This is a genomic window from Sporolactobacillus caesalpiniae (assembly GCF_040513385.1).
Taxonomy (GTDB): Bacteria; Bacillota; Bacilli; order Bacillales; family Sporolactobacillaceae; genus Sporolactobacillus.
Window position 1 is genome coordinate 249,651 of record NZ_JBEVCB010000006.1, and the last position, 20,175, is coordinate 269,825.

Here is a 20,175-nt window from a genome sequence, read left to right on the forward strand (position 1 = left end):
CACGTCCTTTTTTATTATTATGGATTGAAGGATATGCTCCAGTCCGTTCGCACTTGTTTCCTCGATTCAGCAAATATCGTTGCGATCATTGCTGCTCTTTTATCCGTTTATACATAATGATTCAACGGGAAACGTTAAATTCCTTCTCCAAAACATGTCTATTTATGTCAAAATAGAGAAAATACAAAATTATTTTTTTAGAAAAAAATAAAAGGCGGGCTTTTGTCCCGTCTTTGTCACTCATGCACAACTATGAATACGAACTCACTGGTGATTAAATAGAATCCCCTGCAACATGTATCTCGTTCTTATTCCACCTTTGCTGAACAATCTCATAGTTTACCAGTCGCATTCCCAATTGGTTGACCTTTTCTGCAAAAGAGTCTGTGATGCCTGTATAGGATGCATCTTTAAAATCTAATGCAACAGGCGCATCACAATTGATTTCAGCCAATTGACGTGAAAGATGAAGCATGCTCAAATCTGTGCTGATTTTCTTTCGCTGTCCATTCGGCAATAGATCGATATGTTCAAGGATGGCATCAATGGAACCAAATTGATTGATTAACTTGATTGCCGTCTTTTCGCCAATGCCGCGAACACCGGGATAACCATCACTTGAGTCACCCATTAGCGCTTTTACTTCGATAAATTGCTGCGGAGTCACTCCATAATGGTCACAAAATAGTTGTTCATTAAAGCTGCGGTAATTTCCGTAGCCTTTCTGAAGGAGATCCACGCTAATATGACGGTCAAGCAGCTGCAGCAGATCTCTATCACCCGTCAAGATAGAGACATTAATTTCATCCTGCGCCTTCTTAGCCAACGTTCCGATACAATCATCAGCTTCATAACCGTCCACGCCTATGTTCGGAACACCAAAAGCGTCAATCATTTCTTTTGCAAGATCAAATTGCGGCACCATTTCCACTGGCGGCGCTGCGCGATTCGCTTTATAGCCATCGAATAATTGATGACGAAATGTTTTCGAACCCATGTCCCAACAAACAGCGATATGTGTTGGCTTCCGTTTTTGAATAGCAAGCAAAAGATGACGGAGAAATCCCTGTACTCCGTTAGTTGGTGTACCTTGATCGTTAAACATAAACTGTCCGGTTGGTGCTGTCGCGTAAAACGCTCTAAATAGCAGTGCCATCCCGTCCACGAGTAATAATTGCGGTTGCTGTGACAAAAAAACGCCTCTCTTCAAATAATCTAGATTCATTATACCATGAACCTATTTCACGGATGGAAGAAAGAATTGGTTTTAAAAAGCTTCCATTTGCACTAAGCTAGTAAAAGCCCCCTTTTTATATGAATCGATCATTGGAGTGATTTATCATGAGAGTCAAACGCATTTTTTTGCTTACACTGATTGTGACACTTGCCATGCTCGTATTTAATCTTTCTTATGACAAGGACATTGATCATAGAGTGCGCAGTGCCAGCGCGGCACCCAAAACATCCGCGGAACAAACAAGTAAACCGAATGTGCAGCAAATACCCACAGTTTTTATTCATGGTTGGAAAGGATCGGAACGTTCATTCCGCACCATGTTCGAGCGGCTGCACGCGAATTATGACGGACCAACGCGGGCAATGGTGGTAACGGTTGATCCCAACGGTGTAGTTAAGCTAACCGGAGAGATAACCGATCAGAAAATACCACTCATTCAGGTGTTATTCGTCAGAAACCATGAATCAATGGAGCAGCAAGCCGCTTGGCTAATTAATGTTTTCCGGATACTGAAACGCGACTACGGCATCAGTCGAGTGAACGTCGTCACTCATTCGATGGGAGGAAAAGCTTTTACCTGTTATTTGGAGAAAATTAAGATCCCAGCAGAATACCCTACAATAAAGAAATATGTAGCGATAGCAGCACCGTTTGACTGGATCAATGGTCCGCAGAACGACAATGACTACACCATTTCCAAATTGAAGCAAGAAAGCTATTTGTACCAGCACCGCCAACGTTTACCCAAGAATATGGATGTACTTGCACTTGCTGGGGAAATACGTGAACCTCACGAAGGCGATGGGGTTGTCACCTTGCAAAGTGCCTATTTTGGAAAATATTTTTTCAGTCCGGCTCATTATACGGAAAAAATGGTGTATGGACCTAGCGCTCAGCACAGCATGCTCCATGAAAATCCTCAAGTGGATCGAATCATTGCCAGTTACCTATGGCATATTAAACCAAAAAAGTAAGAAGCATCCATGCAGATGCTTCTTACTTTTTAACACTGGTAAGAAAGAATATAAAAATTTTAAAGGAAACGAGTTATCATGAACAAAACTAGCCCCCTTGATTGTAGAATCGTGGATTAAATGGGGAAAAATGAAAGAGACTTTCAAATCCTCAAACAGAGCCATCATACGAAAGGGAGCTAGCACTATGAATGATAACACAAAATATGTAGGTTTAGACGTCTCTAAGGAAAAAATAGCGGTTGCGGTTGCCGAAGAAGGAAGAAACCAGCCCCAGTACATCGCGATGATTCCTTATCGACCAGAAGCGATTCGGAAACAAATGAGCCGATTAGGGGATCCGAGCCAGTTGCGTGTCTGCTACGAGGCCGGACCCACCGGATATGGCCTTTATCGTTTACTCAAGGCGATGGATATTTATTGCGAAGTCATTGCTCCGTCCCTGATTCCGCAAAAGCCGGGTAATCGTGTCAAAACAGATCGACGTGATGCTCTGCAGCTGGCAAAATTATATCGAGCAGGCGAACTCACCCCTATTTATGTTCCCAGTGAAGACGATGAAGCACTCCGTGATCTCGTCCGTGCACGGGAAGATGTCAAAGAAGATGAATTGCGCGCGAAGCATCGGCTTACGAAGTTTCTTTTGCGGAACGAAATCAAAGAACCTAGTGGAGTACGAAAGTGGACCCGAGCGTACAAAGATTGGCTCGATAAACTTTCGTTCGAGAAAAGCGCCTCTTTGGTAGTTTTTCAGGAATACTTGCACACACTCAAAGACATTGAACTTCGCTTAAATCGTTTAGAAAAGGAAATTGAGCGTCAAGCAAAAGAAGGACACCATGCGTCGATGATTCAGGCGCTTCAAGTTTTTCGTGGCATTTCAACCATCACAGCCACAAGCCTTGTAGCGGAAATAGGATCATTTCAGAGATTTCAGACTGCGCGACAGTTCATGGCTTATACCGGGCTCATCCCTAGCGAGCACTCGAGTGGCGAGTCCCGGCGACAGGGGAAAATCACAAAAACAGGCAATCGTCATGTTCGACGGCTGCTCATTGAATCTGCATGGAGTTATCGTTATCAGCCGGCCGTTAAGGGTGCTTTGAAAAAGCGTCAAGAAAATCAACCGCCACAGCTTTTAGGCATTGCTTGGAAAGCACAGACGCGCTTGCACACAAAGTATTTCCGTTTAATGGGAAGAGGTAAGGAAGCAGGCAAAGTAGTGACGGCGATCGCACGGGAACTCGCTGGGTTTGTTTGGGCACTCACGCAACAGCTTGACGAACCGAAAACGGTCACTCTCAATGAGGAGCGCACTGCATGACCTTTGACAGGGAGCCTCTGTGGGCGCTGTTTTCCCGCAAAAGGTGGCCAGCTTGAGTTTTGCACGGCTTCCCAGCCTACCACGCCCACCTCTCCCTGTCAAAGGGTGCTCGTATCTTGTTTCGTTGTAGAAAAAATAAAATAAAAGAAGAGAAGGACTTGAGAATAGGGCTGGAAGGCAAAGATGAAAACCGTAAGGGATAACGCACGACTTACACATGTGCTCGCTTGAATTGAAGTGAATGCACGAAACGAGTTCGTGACAGATCCTGAGACGGAACGATAAAATGTGAAAACCCACGGATATCAGTATACTCATCGGCGAAGAGATTTTTGCCTTCGAGCCGTGCGCTCGAATCGTTCTAGAAAGCATTCGTTCATAAAAAGAGAAGGTGAATTCAAAAGAGACGCAGTGGAGTGATGGAGTTGAAAGAAAAAAAGAAGCCCAAGAGCTTCTCTTCTTAAAGTTGGAATAAAACAGCTGATCCAATCCAATGTAGTGGGGGTATTGACAGTTTTGTTCATATCAGTGTAAGCGCAACTAAGTCTTCGCCTTCGCCAAGTTTTCTAATAAATCATTTTGATCCTTGATTAAGTAACGTGGCCGAAATAAAATAAGCGGAGATCTTCCGGCTATTTGCATCATGGTACTTGTTTCACAGGTAAATAAGGGTAATTTTTCCGTCTATTTAAGCCATTTTTTCTTTCATTTTCTAAATAGTGGATGCTGAATTAGGCTGGTAAAAATTCGGCACCTTCGCATGATTTATAGCTAATGGTTAGGTATGTATCCTTGATTTGTACGACGAGTAAAAGGGCAAAAGAAAAAAAGCGTAGTACCGTATCGATGTTCGCCATCGTGATCCCCATATCAATGGTGACCGCAATCGTTTCAGCGGTTTTGGCGCGCACTAAACCAAGACCGCACTTTTGCTTGATAAAAGCAAAACGACGTTCAATTTCCCCTCGACGATTCTCAGCGTCTCGTGCTGCTGCGTTGTCGGCGCGTCGTTGCTTTTCATCAACGTTCTTGGGCTTGCGTCCGAGTTTAGGGCCTATAATCGTAATGCCTCGCTCTTTGGCAAACGCAATGTTTTCACGATTGCGATACAGTTTGTCGGCCAACACTTCGTCGGGGTAATGATCGTGCTGTTCTTTATAGCGCTCAATGGCCTTTTGGAAGTCGGTACTTTCATTAAATGCGTTGAAATCAACACGTTCGATTTCGATGATGCCATCTTGAATCGAGGCATCGATTTTCGGACCAAACTCCGTGTTTTGTTTCGCCTTGCCCCGCTTGATTGGGCGCACGTATGGCTGGGACAGACTGACAATCCGGTGATCCACTCGATGTGTCTTATTTCGATACATGAACTCCTGTTGCGTAAACAGCTGCTGGATTGTGGTCAATCGGCTGCTTTGTTTCTCGGTCATTTCACCGCCTTTTGCGCGCAACTCATCGACATAACGCAAGTCACGTCGCACGTATTGCAGTTGTGCTTTGACTTGGTGGCGTGTTTCCTTAGCTGTGCGATGGGGCTTCTTGGTGAAGGTGACATAGGCTTTATGGGCTTCTCGTTTGTACGTCCGTGGAATGGGGACGTGGAGCTGATGAGCCAGTTCCGTAATCATTTTTTCAAGGAAGGTGCGGGCTTGGTTGAGTAGCGAGTAGTCTTGTGGAAAGCGGATGTTGACCGGCGTGACCGTGGCATCAAGGATCATCGTCTTCTGTTCGTCACCCAGGCTGTCTTGAAGTCGGTCTTTACACCAAACGCCCATGATTTGGCGCAACTGGGTGCTGATGGGGGCGATCCGTTTCCGAAAATGCGTGAGGGCAGAAGGGTCAAAGGGTCGGCTGACCACGTATGTGGGACAACCGATGAAGTACTGATAAGCGGGCGTATCCCGAATGGCCGTGACCAAATCAGCATCAGAAAGGCCTGTGGATTGCTTAATGAGCTGGGCGCCAAAAAGAAGCCGAAAGGGTTTGCCTGCTCGGCCAAGTGGAGATGGAAAAACGACACGATAAACATCCTCCATCTGGGTCCACGGCAACTGATCCGCGAGCTGAACCCATTTATTTTCCGGGCTTAAGGAGACACCCAGTTCCTGACCGAAAGACTCAATTGAAAGTTGAACCGTTTTTGTCCGATAAACCATTCCAAGCACCCCATCTATTAAAAAATGCACAGAAAATCGCATCACAGCGTATTATCCCATGCATTTATTATACAATAAATAGGGTATTAATGTTTTAAATATAAAACTTTTATAATTATTCAGTATCCACTAAATAAGCGGATTTTTTCCGTTTATTTCTTAGATTGGGCGGCTTACCTAATCGTCCATCCGAATCTTATGACCATATCGTCGTACCGGCAAGGCAAAACGATAAACTTTCTTTACCTGTTAAAAAGGCTTGGCTTAGCCAACCTTTTTAATGAATTCAAATCAATTTTCCAAAAGAAACGCGCCGGTTGATCGCATACATGATCGGAGCGCCTACAAGCATGACCGCACATTCGCCAATCGCAACGGTCAGCCATGTCCACAGGAATGGCGTGTGGAACACAATGGCCAGCTCCCACGCGATAAAACACATAGATACTGTAAAGATGCTGGTATTAATCAGCATCCGCGCCCATATCGACTTCACATATTTAGAAGCAAAGATTGTGATCAAAAGTGCCAAGACAGACTGCCCGGTACCAAAAATAAGATCATATGGGAGGAGCGGAGAAAAAAATAAGTTGCCGATGAACACCCCGCAGATGATCCCCCAAAAATATTTTTTATTAAACACAATGAGATGGTTTAACATTTCCGCAATTCTGAACTGAACAGTTGAAAAACTGATCGGCTGCAGAAAGAAAGTAAGCACAATATACAGCGCTGCTATAATTGCATTGATCGCTAGCATTTTAATCGTCTTCATTTAATAGACGCCTCCTTAGTTTTTTGATAAACGTGGGATGGTTTCGAACCACGTGAGCTGCCGCTCAAACTATTTCATTGTAATATAAAACAAGCATTTGTCAATTGATTGTGGATAATGCCTTTTGGAATCTGGAAGATGTTGCTTGCACATTTGCTGCCTGCCCTCGAACGATTTAGATGTTTGCGACTTTTATACGAATAAAAGAAGCCGATCTCTATGATGCTAGAGATCGGCTCCACGTTATTCATATACTATTTTTGTTATTCTTCACGATTGGACATTGTAATCATTAATATAAATCGAATCAATTCCATCACGGAAACTAAAGCTGCGGCAACATAAGTCATAGCAGCTGCTGAAAGGACTTTTTTCGCCTGCTTTTCTTCGCTTTCCTGAACAATGCCCAGTGAAACGATTTGTTTCAAAGCCCGACCGGAAGCATCAAACTCAACAGGCAGCGTTACTAACTGGAAGAGTACAGCCGCAGCGAAAAAAATAACGCCAAGCGAGGCAAGCTGCATCATGCCCAAAAACACGCCGGCAAGAATGAGAATGTAGGAAAGATTCGATCCAAGATTGGCAACCGGTACAAGTGCGCTCCGAACCCGCATAAACGTGTAATCCCTTGCATCCTGAATTGCGTGCCCCACCTCATGCGCAGACACCGCAGTTCCTGCGATCGAAGCCCCATGGTATATGTCTGTGGACAAATTCACCGATTTATCACGGGGATCATAATGATCGGTTAAGGAACCCGCCACCTCTTTAACCGTCACGTCATAAAGACCGTTCGCATCCAAAATTTTTCTTGCAGTCTGAGCACCTGTCATACCCGTTGAGTTACCAACTTCGGAGTACTTTGAATACGTCGAACGGACACGCATTTGTGCCCATACAGGGATCAGCATTAAAATGCCCAGATAAATCAGGTATTGAATCATGCTCATTCCTCCAAAACTGATCATTTGAATTTGTTCATCGCGATTGAAAAACACCATCAGATGCTTAATCCGCTTGATTCAAGCAGTTCCCGCACAGTCGTAATCGAAGCGTTCTTCCTTGAACAAATGTCATTATAGTCAATTTTAGTCAAACTTTCCGAGTTTGTCAAAAATTCGCCACTCATTCATTACCTGACGCGTTCTCCCATCATCCGTTCCCCAACAAAACGTCGCCATGATGCATAGACAAGCACACATACGACAATTCCGCTAATAATTGCCACAAGTACCATCATGCTTTCTTCTCGAGTGTTCGTCGATTGACGGAACACCTGATTCAATGCGTACTGAATAGCATTTAATTGGCGAATCCTTGCATTCGCTTTTACATCTTTTAAACGACTATCAGAAAAAGCGCTGATGCGTTTATTCACTAAATTTACCGTGTCTGACTGTCCATCAATAACTAGCGCAGGATAAATAACCGCATATTCATCAAGAAAGTCATTGAGCAAATATTGAAAACGCTCATTATCTTTATTTTGTAACGCCGTTTTCATTTTAGAAACGGGGGCAAGCACCTCTGAGTGCAGATCTTTCCACATAGGTTGTCCCTCTGTTGTCAGAGCGTCGAAACTTAATCGTAGAGACACAGCGGCATTTGTAATTTCACGTTGATTATCTCCTGAATTGATCAAAAGTCTCAGCTTAATCATCGCGGTGCTGATCACATGCTGGTCTTTTTCTGAATACGCTTGCGTCGATGCGTTCCATTTTTTACTCAGTTCATTTAACAGACTGGCGGCTGCGGCATCTTGGTTCGCATCGGCATATTGAAAAACGCGGTCAGACAGGTCTACCAAGACCTCCATATGATCTTTCATCACTTCCTGGCTTTCTTCAGCGTGACCATGCTCGGGAAACCCTAAGAAAAGAATGAAGCAAATAAATATGGCAAACAGCTTCGCTTTCATCGCTTGTCCTCCCTTTAACTCCTTGATGAAACTATATGAGTGGAAGGACAAGAGTAGACCGCTTCGCTATAAGCCATTGATCATCTGTTCTCATTCTGTTTTTTTTGATTGATTTCTCCGCACTTCATTTAACTGCTTCGACAGCAAATAAAATTGTTCCTTATCGCCATTGTCTAGTGCATTGTTAATCCCCTTACTCAATTGATCAACAATGAATATCCGTTCCGCTTCTCCCGCTGCTCGTTCCGCCATTCTTCCATATCTTTCATGGACATCTACGGAACTGTTTGGGTTCTCCTCTAGAACTGAAAAATAGATTGGGGAACGGCGTACAGCCTCAATGTTCAATTCAAGATAGACATCCTCCTGCTGATTCATACGCAAATCATGGAACGCTTTCTCGGGATCATTCGTTTCTACGGTCGCTTTAACATAACGAAAAATATGTCCTTCTTGTTCAGGCGAAGTGATTGTTATCAAACGGTTCACCCCTACCACATCGTCAACAATATGGATCATACCTAATAGCTGGTCATTGCTCATCAGATAATGAAGCAGCCAAATTATTTCCCGGTTAGCCAGCAGATGACGATCTAAAATCCAACGAAGAAATATTTTCTTCTGCACATTTGACACCATCTGTTCCATTCTGCTGTCCCCTCCTCGCAAACATTCGCATTCATCGCTTTTCTTAATAATTACATTCGCCATTCATTCTCGTTCATCCTGCTTTATTCGTTCAACAAATGCGACAAGATCTTGATTTTCCGGACTTAATTGTGCTGCCTGTTCCAATACACTCAGTCCTTCCTTCATCCTTCCGGTTTCTCTCAGAAATTCACCATACTCTTGGAGAAAATCGGGATTGACTGAAAATGCTTGGTAACAAGCCTGATATAGATTCGCCGCCTTTGTCAATTCATCTGTTTGATTATATGCAGTGGCAAGAAACCAAATTAACATCGGATCATCGATTTTAAGAGGGGCAAGCAGATCAATTACCGCATCATAATCTTCCGCCTGCGCCTTAAGTTCAACCAGATGAGTCAATGCCTCCATATTTTCAGGATTTTGGTTGAGACACTTCGTGAAGTACTCAGCCGCTTTCTCATTTTGATGCATCTTTGCTGCGAGTACTCCCGCAGTCTCAAATAGCCGTTCATTATATTCATCTTGCTCAATGCCCGCCAGCACAGCTTCCATTGCTTTTTCATACTCGCCCTCATGCTCGTAAGCTTCTGCGAGTACATTGTAAAGAGTACTATAGCCAGGATCCATTGCTTTTAACTTCTCCAACGCTTTAATAGCTTTACGCGGCTCATGGATACGCATTGCCGTTACCGCATAACCATATAGTCCGTCAAGGGTTTCTTCTTGTTTCAAACCCAGCTCATATTCTTTTATGGATGCTTCGAAGCTGCCGCTTAGGCTGAGCGCCTCTGCTAGCTTCAAGTGAACATTCTGAGCAGCAAATTCAGGATTGTCTTTTACCTGCATTAGGCAATCAACAGCCTTGCCCGCCTGACCGACAGACAGATACAGCTCACCGAGTGCGAGAATCAGAATAGGCTGATGCGGTGCAAGTTTGAGCGCGCCAAGAAGCTTATGCTCGGCTACTTCGTCCAATCCTTCTATCTGATACAAATCAGCCATCATCACCTGTGCGCTCAAATAATTTTCATCCAAGGGATGAATCCGTTGCAAATACTGGATCGCATTTGATTCCTCATTTTTGTCAATCAGCAATTCGGATAGCTGCAGGATAAGCTCACTATCATCCGGATACTGTTTGATCAATCGTTCATACACTTTTTGAGCATCATCTAAAAACCCGAACTGCTGGTAAACAGACGCTGCGCCAAACTGTGTTTGATCGTCACCGTCCATAATCAATTCGTGAAGCTGTCTAAGACCCTCTTCTGTCTGTCCGCTTCCTATTAAGGCGCTCGCTGTTTCTAAAGTGTGCATTTTATGTTATTCCTCCTCCAAAAATCCGTACGTATATCCACTCTAGCCATCATAATCAACTTAGGCGTCAACTTCAAGGAGGAACAGCCACGGGAGAGCGATTGAATAAAGGATACAAATTTTGTGCAAGACAAAAGCCTCTTTCTGAAGAAAACAGAAGAGGCATTATCAAATCGCATTTATTTGTAATTAGCCGATAGGTGCAAGCAGACATTGACATAGTTTTTGCCGAATCTCATTGATGGCCGCGGGACGTTGAAGCGGATCAGACAATTGATTCGACCTCTGTCCAATTTCGGAGACGATGGCGCTTCCCACAATAAAACCATCCGCGTAATCTTCCAGTTGATCAACCTGTTCGGAGGATGAAATGCCGAAACCAACAGCTATTGGTAGATCGGTTACTTTTCGCACACGCTTGAGAAATGAGAAAACATCTGGGTGGAACGTCTTGCGCACACCGGTGACGCCGAGTGATGAGACACAATAGATGAATCCCTGCGCGTCCCTGCAAATCAGTCTAAGTCTGCGGTCAGAAGTCGTCGGCGCGACAAGTGAAATCAAGCTGATGTCACGCTTGCGGCACGACTCGGCAAGCGCACGACTTTCCTCATAAGGCAGGTCGGGAATAAGCAAACCGTCAATTTCGTCAGCCTCCGCCTTTTTAAAGAAAGCTTCCAATCCGAGTTGTGACAGAACATTAGCATAGGTGAAAATAATGACCGGAATGTTCAAACCTTTTTGGCGCATGGTTTTTACGAGATTCATCGCTTCTGAAATGGTCTCGCCATGGCTTAATGCTCTCTTGGATGCGCTTTGAATCACCGGACCATCAGCCAATGGGTCAGAATATGGGATGCCCAGTTCAAGTGCATTCGCCCCGATGGATTGCAACATCAGTGCCAGTTCAATCGTCACCTCATTATTCGGATCACCGGCAGTGATAAAGGGAATAAACATCATGCCTCTATCCTTGTTCACATATTCATTCATCCTCGTTGTCATTTACTTTTCCTCCGTTTCGCTCATCCATAACACGCAGTATGGTGTTTACATCCTTATCACCTCGGCCGGATAGACAGACAAGCACATTTTGCTCCGGGCTCATGGACTTCGCTTTTTTCATTGCAAGTGCAAGCCCATGCGCACTTTCCAAAGCGGGCAGTATGCCTTCCAGCCTTGATAATGTGATCAGTGCGTCAACCGCCTCGTTGTCGGTAATCGCCTCATAAGCCGCGCGTCCGGATTCAGATAGAAATGCATGTTCCGGACCAATCCCAGGATAGTCCAATCCAGCTGAAATGGAATAAGGTTCGGTTATCTGTCCGTTTCGATCCTGAAGCAGGAACGTTTTCATACCGTGCACAATACCGACACTTCCCTTGGTTAACGTCGCGGCATGATCATTGGTGGCAACGCCCTTGCCTCCTGCCTCGGCACCAAATAAGCGAACCGGATCCTTAAGAAAAGCAGTAAACAGACCCATTGCATTACTTCCGCCTCCGACACAGGCGAATGCGGCATCGGGTAACTTCCCTACCTTCTGCAACATCTGTTCTCGTGCTTCGTCACCAATAATTCGCTGGAAATCACGAACGATCATCGGGTAAGGATGCGGTCCAACCACCGAACCGTCGATATAAGCTGTGTCCTCACTATTTGCCGCCCAATAGCGCAGCACCTCGTTGACTGCATCTTTTAATGTACCATTTCCTGAATGGACCGGTACGACTTCAGCACCCAGCAGCTTCATTCGGAATACATTCAGCGCCTGACGCTCCACATCAACCGCACCCATGAACACTTTACACGGCATTCCGAAATATGCGGCAACGGTCGCCGAAGCAACGCCGTGTTGGCCCGCACCAGTTTCCGCAATGATCTTCCGTTTGCCCATTCTGCGTGCCAGTAAAGCCTGACCTACCGCGTTGTTAATTTTATGCGCTCCCGTGTGATTCAGGTCCTCACGCTTCAAATAAATTCGAGCTCCGCGTAACTGATTGCTGAGCCGCTCACAAAAAGTCACCGGTGTCGGTCTGCCTGAATAGTCCTGAAGAATGCGATGATATTCTTGTAAAAAGGAAGGATCACTAATCGCTTCTTTAAATCCTTTTTCCAATTCCAAAACTGCATGCATCAAAGTCTCAGGAACATACTGTCCGCCAAATTCTCCATAACGGCCACGTTCATCTGTTCTAAATTTATCTTCCAGTTGAGGCTGCCTAATCACAATTCACCCACACCTTTTCTTCTATTTTTTGAATACATTCCCTGTCCTTGTGAAGCGTACGTTCGATACCGGAAGCTATATCAATACCAATTGGATGAAGACTGAGCAACCTAGAAATATTTTCAGGCGTTACGCCACCTGCAATGAAACATGGAACATTTTGACGCTCAGCCTCACGCGTATAGTCTGAGATATTTGTCCAGTCAAAAGAAATTCCTGTACCGCCGAATTGTCCGCTTGCTTTAGTATCAATAACAAATCCATCCGCCAGTCCATCATACTGATGCATCTGCCTTAGAGTCTTGTCATCATGATGAAGTGCCTTCCAGACTGGCACGCCGAGTGACTTTTTTATCTTCTTAACTTGTTCGGGGGACTCGCTGCCATGGAGTTGAACAAGATCGAATGGCACCATTTCATGTACGGTTTCTATAAATCTAAGTGAATCATCGACGAACACACCAACCAATTTTTTTCCGCTAATCGGTCCAAGTTGTTTAAGCCAACATGAGACTTCCCTTGCTGAAACCGTTCTTTTGCTCTTTTCTGTGAAAATAAGTCCAATAAAATCTGCCCGACTGCTAGCAGTTAATTGCAAGTCTTCAAATGAATGATTGCCACAGAATTTAAGTAAAGGACGCATTGCTTTTCACGACCTCACCAAATAATTCGCAAATCTTCTGTTCAGGTGAGCCGGAACAAATCAACGCCTCGCCTACAAGCGCGGCAGTTGCACCTTGATCCCGCAGAAAGCAAACATCCTGTGCTTTGTGCACGCCGGATTCGCTCACTAGCACCACCTCATTAGGTACAACTTTCGCGACTGTTTCTGTAACAGAAAGACTCGTTTCAAAAGTTTTTAAGTTCCGATTGTTAATCCCGATGATTTCCGGTGTGAACATCCGAAGAATGCGTTCCAGCTCTTCAACGCAATGCACCTCGACTAGAGACTCAAGTCCACGGTCTTGCGCTGCCAAATAGAATTCATGTAATTTTAGCGGATCAAGTGCAGCGGCAATGAGCAGAATCGCATCCGCGCCGCAACGGTCAGCTTCTTCGATCTGTCGCTCGTCAATGATGAAATCTTTGCGCAAGATTGGCAATTGAACGCTGCCCCTAACTTCTCTCAAATGCTCTGTCGAACCGTGAAAATAGGTGCGATCGGTAAGCACGCTAATCGCGTCAGCCCCCGCTCGCGCATATGCTTTGGCAACGCGCGCAGGAATAATTCGGGGAGCGAAAACACCTTTAGATGGTGATGCCTGTTTCACCTCAGCAATTAAACCCAACTCATGATTTGCGTTTCGCAATGCCTTCTTCAATGAATAATGATCCTGCTGTTCACAAACTCTGTCAGGCATTGTGAACATAGCCAACTCTTCTGTCTTTGTCTGCAGAATGCGGTCAAGAAAGGATTTAGGCATGGGCGGCTACCTTTGTCTCTCTGCGCATCAAGTTAAGCTGATCAAGTGCTGCTCCGGATCGTATCGCCTCACGTGCCTCATGGACACCTTCCGCAATAGAGTTCGTTCTGCCGGCCACGTACAACCCGGCGCCTGCATTTAGCAGAACAGCGCCAACCGCCGTTTGATTTTCCTGACCGCCTGATAGTACAGATTCAATTAATAAGGCACTTTCGTGCGGATTTTTGACTTGAATCTCTTTTAGACTGCCAGTCGTAAGACCGACCGCTTCAGGTGTCAGCGAGAACGTTTGGATTGTACCGTTTTCTATCATAAAAGCGTCCGTACGTCCGGCTATTGTCAGTTCATCCATACCATCCTCACCGGTTACGACAAGTGTCCGTTCTGTGCCAAGCGTAACAATTGCCTGTGCATAATGTTCGGCAAGTGGTCGACTGTACACGCCGAGAAGCTGACGCTCGGCTCCGGCAGGGTTAGTCAAAGGGCCAAGTTGATTAAATATCGTTCGAAATCCGAGCGCTTTACGCGGCTCGATGGCATATTTCATTGAGGCGTGATAAAGTGGTGCAAATAGGAAACACATATGGGTTTGATCAAGCAGTCGGCAAGCGGAATCAGGAGTTGATTGAATACTAACACCTAATGCCTCCAACGCGTCTGCCGCACCACTGGTTGACGATACCGAACGATTACCATGTTTCGCCACGTGAATACCGAGTGAGGAAAGAACAAGCGCCGCGGCTGTTGAAATATTAAAGGTCGCTGTTTTGTCTCCACCGGTACCAACTATATCAAGTACGGGGTGATGATAGTGAAGCGCTTTAGCATGCGCGCGCATGCTGCGCACGGATCCCGCCAATTCTTCAATCGTCTCACCTCTCATACTTAGAAGGGTTAAATAGCTTGCGATTTGGCTTGACGTCGCCTTCCCCTCCATGATTACATCCATCATTAATCCGGCTTCTGATTCAGAAAGCTTCTTACCTTCAACTAAATCCGTTAATGTTTCTTTAAACATGGGCTCCACTCCTCTTTTTGAGGAATGAGCGGGTGTGAGTGCTAAGAGAGGGGATTGTTGATTTATAGAAAATAAATCAACAATAAAACCCACAGGAAGTCCTGTGGGTGTAGTGGCCATCAGTGTGGAAAACCCTCAGCTCTTCTCAACTTTGCTCATTCTCTTCTCTCATCTTGAAAACTCTGACCGATCGCGCCCTTTGGCGCAATCCGATCTCAAAACAATTCTTTGCCTCGTAATGTATACTCATCATAGTCAACTCTATTGTTCTTGTCAACCATAGTTATCCCGTTGGAAATAATCTAGCGCTCGTCTTCCATTTTTTCATAGAAAAAGGTCTCAGTTGATCGCAAATGAAATGTAGAAGCGTTAAAAATTTGTTCTGTACTCCCGACAAACAGAACACCGTTTACTCTCAATGCGTCGCTTAATTTCATATATATCGTCTTCTTTCCTTCTTCCGTGAAATAGATCAGCACATTGCGGCAGACAATCAAATCAAATTTTCCCGGAATCGGATCAAGCAGCAAATCATGCTGCTTAAAGTGTATCGTCTGTTTCAAATTCGGATTCACATAGTAAAGAAACCCTTTCTTTGAAAAATGCCGCCGTTCGTCCGGAGTCAACATCTGAATCGCTTTCTCCAGGTAGGCACCTTCACTTGCCTTCTCCAAAACGTTGCGATCAATATCAGTTGCGACAATGGAAAAATTCATGTTGGGCAAGTATTTACTCAATAAAATCGCTAATGAATAAGGCTCTTCCCCGGTCGAACATGCCGCACTCCAGATCTTTAACTGCCTGCCGGATGAAGCAATTTCTTGAATTTTGCCTTCAAGAATAGTCCACCTTGGACGATTTCGAAAGAATTCGGTTACATTGATGGTCATTCTACTTAAAATTTCATCAAGCAGCGCTTTATCTTCTTTTAACCGATGAGCATAGTCAACAAATGTAGGAATTTCTCTCCTCATGCGAAGCGAATTGAGTCGGCGCTTCATCTGCTCCTCTTTATACAAAGACAAATTGATACCCGTGAGTTGGAAAAACAACCGTTTAAATTGTTCATAGTCCTGTTCGATTGTTCCGCTCATTAACTAGTTCTCCTCATCTATTTGTCCATTACTTATTTATTGCTTACAAATTCTTCTTCTTCAAAGAAAAGGCGAATTTCTCGCGCCGCATTCTCCGCTGAGTCCGACCCATGAATGACATTTCGATTCATACGTGTCGCGTAATCTCCTCGAATGGTTCCGGGAGTCGCTTTTTCGGGATCGGTTGAACCCATCATAAATCGTGAGAGTTTAATAATGTCGTCGCCTTCCCAAACCATAGCAAATACGGGGCCTGAGGTCATAAAAGTTGTTAAGTCGTTGTAATAAGGGCGTCCCTCATGTTCAAAATAATGTTTCTTGACCAGCTCATCGGAAATGATCATGAGTTTGCCGGCAATCATCTTAAACCCCTTCGCTTCAAAACGCGCAATGATACTTCCAATCAATCCTCGCCTAACAGCATCCGGCTTAATCATCAAGAATGTTCGCTCCATCTTCATCGGCCTCCCTATAGTCATTTAGACATCTTACTCGATTAGTAGTTTCTCGTACCAATATAATCCGCAATTTCTTTTAATGAGCGCGCCGTGCTAAGTTGCGGCAATTGATCTAGGATTTCTCTGCTCTTGCGCAAATAGTTGTCACTGAGCCGCTCTGAATCCTGAATCGCGCCTGAATCACGAATCTCCTGAATAACTGTATCCCATTGTTCCTGATCGGTATTGCTGCTCTCTAATACATTACGAATGGCATTACGCATTCCATATTTATTTAGAGCAAAAAATGTAGGCAGTGTAATATTCCCATTTCTCAAATCGCCCCCGGCAGGTTTGCCCAGCTGTTTATTCGTACCAACGAAGTCAAGAATATCATCGGTAATTTGATAGCTCATACCCAAATAATAGCCAAAATAATAGAGCTTTATTCCCACCTTTGAGGGACAGCCAGCAGCAAGAGCCCCTATCTGACAACTAAGCGCCATGAGCAAAGCTGTTTTGCGCTTAATTCTTCTCAAATAAACACGCAGGTTCTGTTTCCAATTATACAACTCTTTGATCTGATCAATTTCGCCTAGACTCAAGTCACGAATGACTCGTGATATACTTCGATGAATTTCATGATCCTCAAGGTCTGAGATAAGTTCGATCGCCTTAGCAAAGATAAAATCGCCGCTGTACATGGCAACTCTATTGTCCCACTGTGCTTTAACCGTTGGCTTCCCTCGCCGCAGATTCGAATCATCAACCACATCATCATGAACAAGCGAAGCCATATGAATCAATTCCAGCATCACCGCTGAATCAATCACAGCTTTGCGCGAGGGATCACCATATTGAGCACAAAGTAGAGTCAACAATGGTCGAATTCTCTTGCCTCCTGCTTTAAGCAGGTCAAGAGACGCCTCATTAAGAATGGGGTGCGGTGCCCAAAGCACTGATTCCAGCTGCTTTTCAACTATTTTTAAATTCTTCTTTTGTTCCATGTAGATTCTTGACAGGGTCATCTCTTTCACCTTTCGTTAACACGAACACGCGTTATTTCCGATCAACCGTCGCAGATTTATCATCTAGCGGTTTCGTTCCACGATGTATGGCAGCGATTCCTCCCATTAATGAACGGACCAAGATGTCTTCAAAGTGAGCGTCCAAAAAGAGTTGAGTCAGTTTCTTTTGATCGGGAAACTTTGCTGCAGATTCATTCAGCCAAGCGTATTCTTTGTAGCTGCCGGCGAATAACTTTCCCAGAAGCGGCATGATAAGGCGAAAATAGATGAAGTATAGCTGTCGGTATACAGGTATTTTAGTCTGTGATGTTTCAAGACAGACAAGCGTTCCCCCTGGTCGCAGAACACGATTTATTTCTTTTAAGACAGTTAAATAATCGGGAACATTTCTTAATCCAAATCCAATCGTCGCACGATCAAATGAGTCATCTTCATAGGGAAGCTCCATTGCATCTCCATTTACAAGCGTGACGTTCTCGAGCTGACTCGCTTCTAGTTTCACCTGAGCAATTTTCAGCATGTTATCACTAAAGTCAAGACCGACGACCCTTCCTTGGGGACCAACAGCTTCTGCAAGCGATAATGTCCAATCTCCGGTTCCGCAACATACGTCAATTACTTTGTCTCCTTGTTTCGCCGAAACGATTTGATCCGCTTGTCGCCGCCAAGATTTGTGACGATTGAAACTGATCAATGAATTCATCGCGTCATATTTCTTGTAGATTTTTTGAAAGACGCGATGCACTTTTTCGTGTTTCTCTTCCTGGTCCATCATAATTAATAAGTCCTTTCTTCAAACCCTTCAGCCAGCATTATTAAGCGAGCGTGCAAATAGTTCACAACTTGTGGAAACATCCCTGAATGCTCTGCCGACTGATCCAGTGCCATAGACAGACACGCGACCTTATGCTTAATTTCTTGATCTAATTTATCCGAAACGTTTTCCACACCGTCAACGAGCTTTTGTGAAAAGTAACTCAGTTGTCCCAACTCCGCTTGACTTTTCTTTTCAAAGATTAACCTTTTTATCAGGAAAAAGTCATTTAGTAATGGAATCGCATGTATTAATCCCAATTGGCAGGCAATTTTTTCCACTAGAGCGCTCTCAATTTTCTTCACGGATTCAATGATCTCGGCCCATCCCAGATGAGATGTCGAATAAAAGAACGAGCATTTACGCACATTGAAACTCTGAATAGCTTGTGCCACCCATTTTACGACTTCTAATTTCGATTGACGCGCGAGCGAATAATAGTACAGGGCACTGTAGAAATCACCGGACAGTACCGTCAACTGTCTTTTCTTAATCAAATCTTTATCTACTTGTTTCTCTATCGTCATCGACTCATGCGTGTTCAATCCGATTTCTGCAACCATCACGCTCTTTGCGCAAGCAGCCGCACTTTCTTTTGTTTCTTGATGGCGAAACAATAAATAGTAAATAGCGAGTTTGTCCCGATCAATCGTCGGTTCAGGCAAAATGGTCTGGACATATGTGTGGTTCAATTCGCTCCGAAGCTGATGATACACCAACTCCAATTCTTCATTTAACGCCAATACCGTCGGCCTCCTATGCAAATAATGAAAATAAAACGTCGGTAGGAGATGAAGCGATGCGTCATTCGGATGTAATTGTGCCGTGCTTTGTCTGAATAGTTGCCTTTCCGTGAACTTTAATCGCTGAGGTATGCTCTGTGAATTGCGCGATCATCACTTCACCTTTATCTAATTTTTCCGTATGAAAAAAACGTGTTTCAGCTCCTCGAGTCAGACCGATGACATTCACTCCGTCTTCTTCGGCTTTAATGACAAAATAATCGCCTAATACTTCTTCGCTTTTAAGTTCCATGAACCATTCCTCGCTTTCCAATCTAAATTAATGATTTATTAACGACATCGCTTCTGCTCGTGCTGTTGAATCTTTTTGGAAAACGCCGCGCACCGCCGAAGTGATGGTTCTCGATCCCGGTTTTTTAACGCCGCGCATTGTCATGCACATGTGTTCAGCCTCGACAACAACGATGACGCCGTATGGCTTTAAAGTTTCCACAATGCTGTCTGCCACTTCCGTAGTCAACCGCTCTTGAAGCTGCGGTCTTTTCGCAACCACTTCAACTGCCCGAGCTAATTTACTGAGTCCGGTCACACGACCGCCTCTTGGTATGTACCCCACATGAGCTTTCCCGAAAAAAGGGACTAAATGATGCTCACACATAGAATAAAATGGAATGTCCTTAACAAGAACAAGTTCTTCGTGTGCTTCGTTAAAAATTTTCGACAAGTATTCTTTCGGATCCTGCTGCATTCCTTGAAAAATTTCTTCATACATACGTGCCACACGTTGCGGTGTCTCCAAAAGCCCTTCCCGATCAGGATCTTCTCCGATCGCTTCAAGTATCATTCGAACCGCTTTTTCTATCTTTTCATGATCCACATTCACTTAATGCAGCCTCCCAATTTATCCTTCCCGCATAAACAAATCATAGTCGCGCCGCACTTTGCCGGATCTGTTGCCATGGAAACGGCGCATTATTCCTGAGTCCTATGTAAACGTTAGTTGCCCTAGTAAAAAATTCTAGCATAGGCAAC

The 20,175-nt window shown here is 44.5% G+C and carries 21 protein-coding genes and 1 riboswitch; of the genes, 2 read left to right on the top strand and 19 right to left on the bottom strand.

Going from position 1 to position 20,175, the window contains the following annotated elements; all coding sequences use genetic code 11:
• Window positions 1-274: 274 nt before the first annotated feature.
• The gene (locus ABWW58_RS13500; protein ID WP_353869614.1) at window positions 275-1,192 is read right to left on the bottom strand and encodes a 5'-3' exonuclease; all 918 of its coding nucleotides are present in this window, start codon (window positions 1,190-1,192) and stop codon (window positions 275-277) included.
• A 149-nt stretch (window positions 1,193-1,341) separates the two neighbouring features.
• Between ABWW58_RS13500 and ABWW58_RS13505 the strand changes: the two genes are divergently transcribed.
• Both ABWW58_RS13505 and ABWW58_RS13510 read left to right on the top strand, forming a co-directional pair.
• Window positions 1,342-2,211 carry an alpha/beta hydrolase gene (locus ABWW58_RS13505; protein WP_353869615.1) on the top strand — a complete coding sequence of 290 codons (870 nt, stop codon included), beginning with the start codon at window positions 1,342-1,344 and terminating at the stop codon, window positions 2,209-2,211.
• Window positions 2,212-2,398: 187 nt separating this feature from the next.
• Window positions 2,399-3,535: an IS110 family RNA-guided transposase gene (locus ABWW58_RS13510; protein WP_353867341.1), complete on the top strand. Its 1,137-nt coding sequence runs from the start codon at window positions 2,399-2,401 to the stop codon at window positions 3,533-3,535.
• Window positions 3,536-4,266: 731 nt separating this feature from the next.
• Here the strand turns inward: ABWW58_RS13510 and ABWW58_RS13515 are convergent.
• The 18 genes from ABWW58_RS13515 to folE all read right to left on the bottom strand — a co-directional run bounded on the left by ABWW58_RS13515 (window position 4,267) and on the right by folE (window position 20,026).
• Window positions 4,267-5,694, bottom strand: a complete 1,428-nt coding sequence (locus tag ABWW58_RS13515) for an IS5 family transposase (RefSeq protein WP_353869616.1) — start codon at window positions 5,692-5,694, stop codon at window positions 4,267-4,269.
• A gap of 286 nt (window positions 5,695-5,980) precedes the next feature.
• Complete coding sequence (locus tag ABWW58_RS13520) at window positions 5,981-6,469, bottom strand: QueT transporter family protein (RefSeq protein WP_353869617.1); 489 nt, start codon at window positions 6,467-6,469, stop codon at window positions 5,981-5,983.
• 9 nt (window positions 6,470-6,478) lie between these two features.
• A riboswitch (PreQ1 riboswitch) is annotated at window positions 6,479-6,527 on the bottom strand.
• Window positions 6,528-6,732: 205 nt separating this feature from the next.
• Window positions 6,733-7,413, bottom strand: a complete 681-nt coding sequence (locus ABWW58_RS13525; RefSeq protein WP_093669667.1) for a zinc metallopeptidase — start codon at window positions 7,411-7,413, stop codon at window positions 6,733-6,735.
• Between the two features lie 188 nt (window positions 7,414-7,601).
• Window positions 7,602-8,387, bottom strand: coding sequence for a sporulation protein YpjB (locus tag ABWW58_RS13530; RefSeq protein WP_353869618.1), 786 nt, complete (start codon window positions 8,385-8,387; stop codon window positions 7,602-7,604).
• Window positions 8,388-8,477: 90 nt separating this feature from the next.
• The gene (locus ABWW58_RS13535) at window positions 8,478-9,035 is read right to left on the bottom strand and encodes a YpiB family protein (RefSeq protein ID WP_177184562.1); all 558 of its coding nucleotides are present in this window, start codon (window positions 9,033-9,035) and stop codon (window positions 8,478-8,480) included.
• 63 nt (window positions 9,036-9,098) lie between these two features.
• Entirely contained in the window at window positions 9,099-10,355 is a 1,257-nt protein-coding gene (locus ABWW58_RS13540; RefSeq protein WP_353869619.1) for a tetratricopeptide repeat protein, read from the bottom strand.
• Between the two features lie 189 nt (window positions 10,356-10,544).
• On the bottom strand, window positions 10,545-11,360 hold the full coding sequence (gene trpA, locus ABWW58_RS13545; protein ID WP_353869620.1) for a tryptophan synthase subunit alpha: 816 nt from the start codon (window positions 11,358-11,360) through the stop codon (window positions 10,545-10,547).
• On the bottom strand, window positions 11,341-12,585 hold the full coding sequence (trpB, locus tag ABWW58_RS13550) for a tryptophan synthase subunit beta (protein ID WP_353869621.1): 1,245 nt from the start codon (window positions 12,583-12,585) through the stop codon (window positions 11,341-11,343). Before trpB ends, trpA begins: the two co-directional genes overlap by 20 nt.
• On the bottom strand, window positions 12,578-13,228 hold the full coding sequence (locus ABWW58_RS13555) for a phosphoribosylanthranilate isomerase (RefSeq protein WP_353869622.1): 651 nt from the start codon (window positions 13,226-13,228) through the stop codon (window positions 12,578-12,580). Before ABWW58_RS13555 ends, trpB begins: the two co-directional genes overlap by 8 nt.
• A complete protein-coding gene (gene trpC, locus ABWW58_RS13560; protein ID WP_353869623.1) occupies window positions 13,212-14,009 on the bottom strand; it encodes an indole-3-glycerol phosphate synthase TrpC in 798 nt (265 codons plus the stop codon). Before trpC ends, ABWW58_RS13555 begins: the two co-directional genes overlap by 17 nt.
• Window positions 14,002-15,027: an anthranilate phosphoribosyltransferase gene (gene trpD / locus ABWW58_RS13565; RefSeq protein WP_353869624.1), complete on the bottom strand. Its 1,026-nt coding sequence runs from the start codon at window positions 15,025-15,027 to the stop codon at window positions 14,002-14,004. Before trpD ends, trpC begins: the two co-directional genes overlap by 8 nt.
• Before the next feature lie 302 nt (window positions 15,028-15,329).
• A complete protein-coding gene (locus tag ABWW58_RS13570; protein ID WP_353869625.1) occupies window positions 15,330-16,121 on the bottom strand; it encodes a CheR family methyltransferase in 792 nt (263 codons plus the stop codon).
• Window positions 16,122-16,153: 32 nt separating this feature from the next.
• Window positions 16,154-16,576 (bottom strand): nucleoside-diphosphate kinase, encoded by a 423-nt coding sequence (gene ndk / locus ABWW58_RS13575; protein WP_353869626.1) that lies wholly within the window; start codon window positions 16,574-16,576, stop codon window positions 16,154-16,156.
• Between the two features lie 41 nt (window positions 16,577-16,617).
• Entirely contained in the window at window positions 16,618-17,586 is a 969-nt protein-coding gene (locus tag ABWW58_RS13580) for a polyprenyl synthetase family protein (RefSeq protein WP_353869627.1), read from the bottom strand.
• A 31-nt stretch (window positions 17,587-17,617) separates the two neighbouring features.
• Complete coding sequence (locus tag ABWW58_RS13585; protein WP_353869724.1) at window positions 17,618-18,358, bottom strand: demethylmenaquinone methyltransferase; 741 nt, start codon at window positions 18,356-18,358, stop codon at window positions 17,618-17,620.
• Between the two features lie 5 nt (window positions 18,359-18,363).
• Window positions 18,364-19,143 carry a heptaprenyl diphosphate synthase component 1 gene (locus ABWW58_RS13590; RefSeq protein ID WP_353869628.1) on the bottom strand — a complete coding sequence of 260 codons (780 nt, stop codon included), beginning with the start codon at window positions 19,141-19,143 and terminating at the stop codon, window positions 18,364-18,366.
• A 61-nt stretch (window positions 19,144-19,204) separates the two neighbouring features.
• Window positions 19,205-19,435 carry a trp RNA-binding attenuation protein MtrB gene (mtrB, locus tag ABWW58_RS13595; protein WP_093669027.1) on the bottom strand — a complete coding sequence of 77 codons (231 nt, stop codon included), beginning with the start codon at window positions 19,433-19,435 and terminating at the stop codon, window positions 19,205-19,207.
• 27 nt (window positions 19,436-19,462) lie between these two features.
• The gene (folE, locus tag ABWW58_RS13600) at window positions 19,463-20,026 is read right to left on the bottom strand and encodes a GTP cyclohydrolase I FolE (protein WP_093669025.1); all 564 of its coding nucleotides are present in this window, start codon (window positions 20,024-20,026) and stop codon (window positions 19,463-19,465) included.
• Between the last annotated feature and the right edge of the window lie 149 nt (window positions 20,027-20,175).

What these genes read in the sequence shown, in the direction of transcription:
- trpD (WP_353869624.1), bottom strand. Translation starts at nt 15,027, where the DNA reads ATGTTTAAAGAAACATTAACGGATTTAGTTGAAGGTAAGAAGCTTTCT.
- ABWW58_RS13530 (WP_353869618.1), bottom strand. Translation starts at nt 8,387, where the DNA reads ATGAAAGCGAAGCTGTTTGCCATATTTATTTGCTTCATTCTTTTCTTA.
- ABWW58_RS13520 (WP_353869617.1), bottom strand. Translation starts at nt 6,469, where the DNA reads ATGAAGACGATTAAAATGCTAGCGATCAATGCAATTATAGCAGCGCTG.
- trpC (WP_353869623.1), bottom strand. Translation starts at nt 14,009, where the DNA reads ATGCCTAAATCCTTTCTTGACCGCATTCTGCAGACAAAGACAGAAGAG.
- ABWW58_RS13540 (WP_353869619.1), bottom strand. Translation starts at nt 10,355, where the DNA reads ATGCACACTTTAGAAACAGCGAGCGCCTTAATAGGAAGCGGACAGACA.
- ABWW58_RS13585 (WP_353869724.1), bottom strand. Translation starts at nt 18,358, where the DNA reads ATGGACCAGGAAGAGAAACACGAAAAAGTGCATCGCGTCTTTCAAAAA.
- ABWW58_RS13570 (WP_353869625.1), bottom strand. Translation starts at nt 16,121, where the DNA reads ATGAGCGGAACAATCGAACAGGACTATGAACAATTTAAACGGTTGTTT.
- trpA (WP_353869620.1), bottom strand. Translation starts at nt 11,360, where the DNA reads ATGACAACGAGGATGAATGAATATGTGAACAAGGATAGAGGCATGATG.
- ABWW58_RS13555 (WP_353869622.1), bottom strand. Translation starts at nt 13,228, where the DNA reads ATGCGTCCTTTACTTAAATTCTGTGGCAATCATTCATTTGAAGACTTG.
- ndk (WP_353869626.1), bottom strand. Translation starts at nt 16,576, where the DNA reads ATGGAGCGAACATTCTTGATGATTAAGCCGGATGCTGTTAGGCGAGGA.
- ABWW58_RS13525 (WP_093669667.1), bottom strand. Translation starts at nt 7,413, where the DNA reads ATGATTCAATACCTGATTTATCTGGGCATTTTAATGCTGATCCCTGTA.
- ABWW58_RS13580 (WP_353869627.1), bottom strand. Translation starts at nt 17,586, where the DNA reads ATGACCCTGTCAAGAATCTACATGGAACAAAAGAAGAATTTAAAAATA.
- mtrB (WP_093669027.1), bottom strand. Translation starts at nt 19,435, where the DNA reads ATGGAACTTAAAAGCGAAGAAGTATTAGGCGATTATTTTGTCATTAAA.
- ABWW58_RS13535 (WP_177184562.1), bottom strand. Translation starts at nt 9,035, where the DNA reads ATGGAACAGATGGTGTCAAATGTGCAGAAGAAAATATTTCTTCGTTGG.
- ABWW58_RS13510 (WP_353867341.1), top strand. Translation starts at nt 2,399, where the DNA reads ATGAATGATAACACAAAATATGTAGGTTTAGACGTCTCTAAGGAAAAA.
- ABWW58_RS13505 (WP_353869615.1), top strand. Translation starts at nt 1,342, where the DNA reads ATGAGAGTCAAACGCATTTTTTTGCTTACACTGATTGTGACACTTGCC.
- ABWW58_RS13515 (WP_353869616.1), bottom strand. Translation starts at nt 5,694, where the DNA reads ATGGTTTATCGGACAAAAACGGTTCAACTTTCAATTGAGTCTTTCGGT.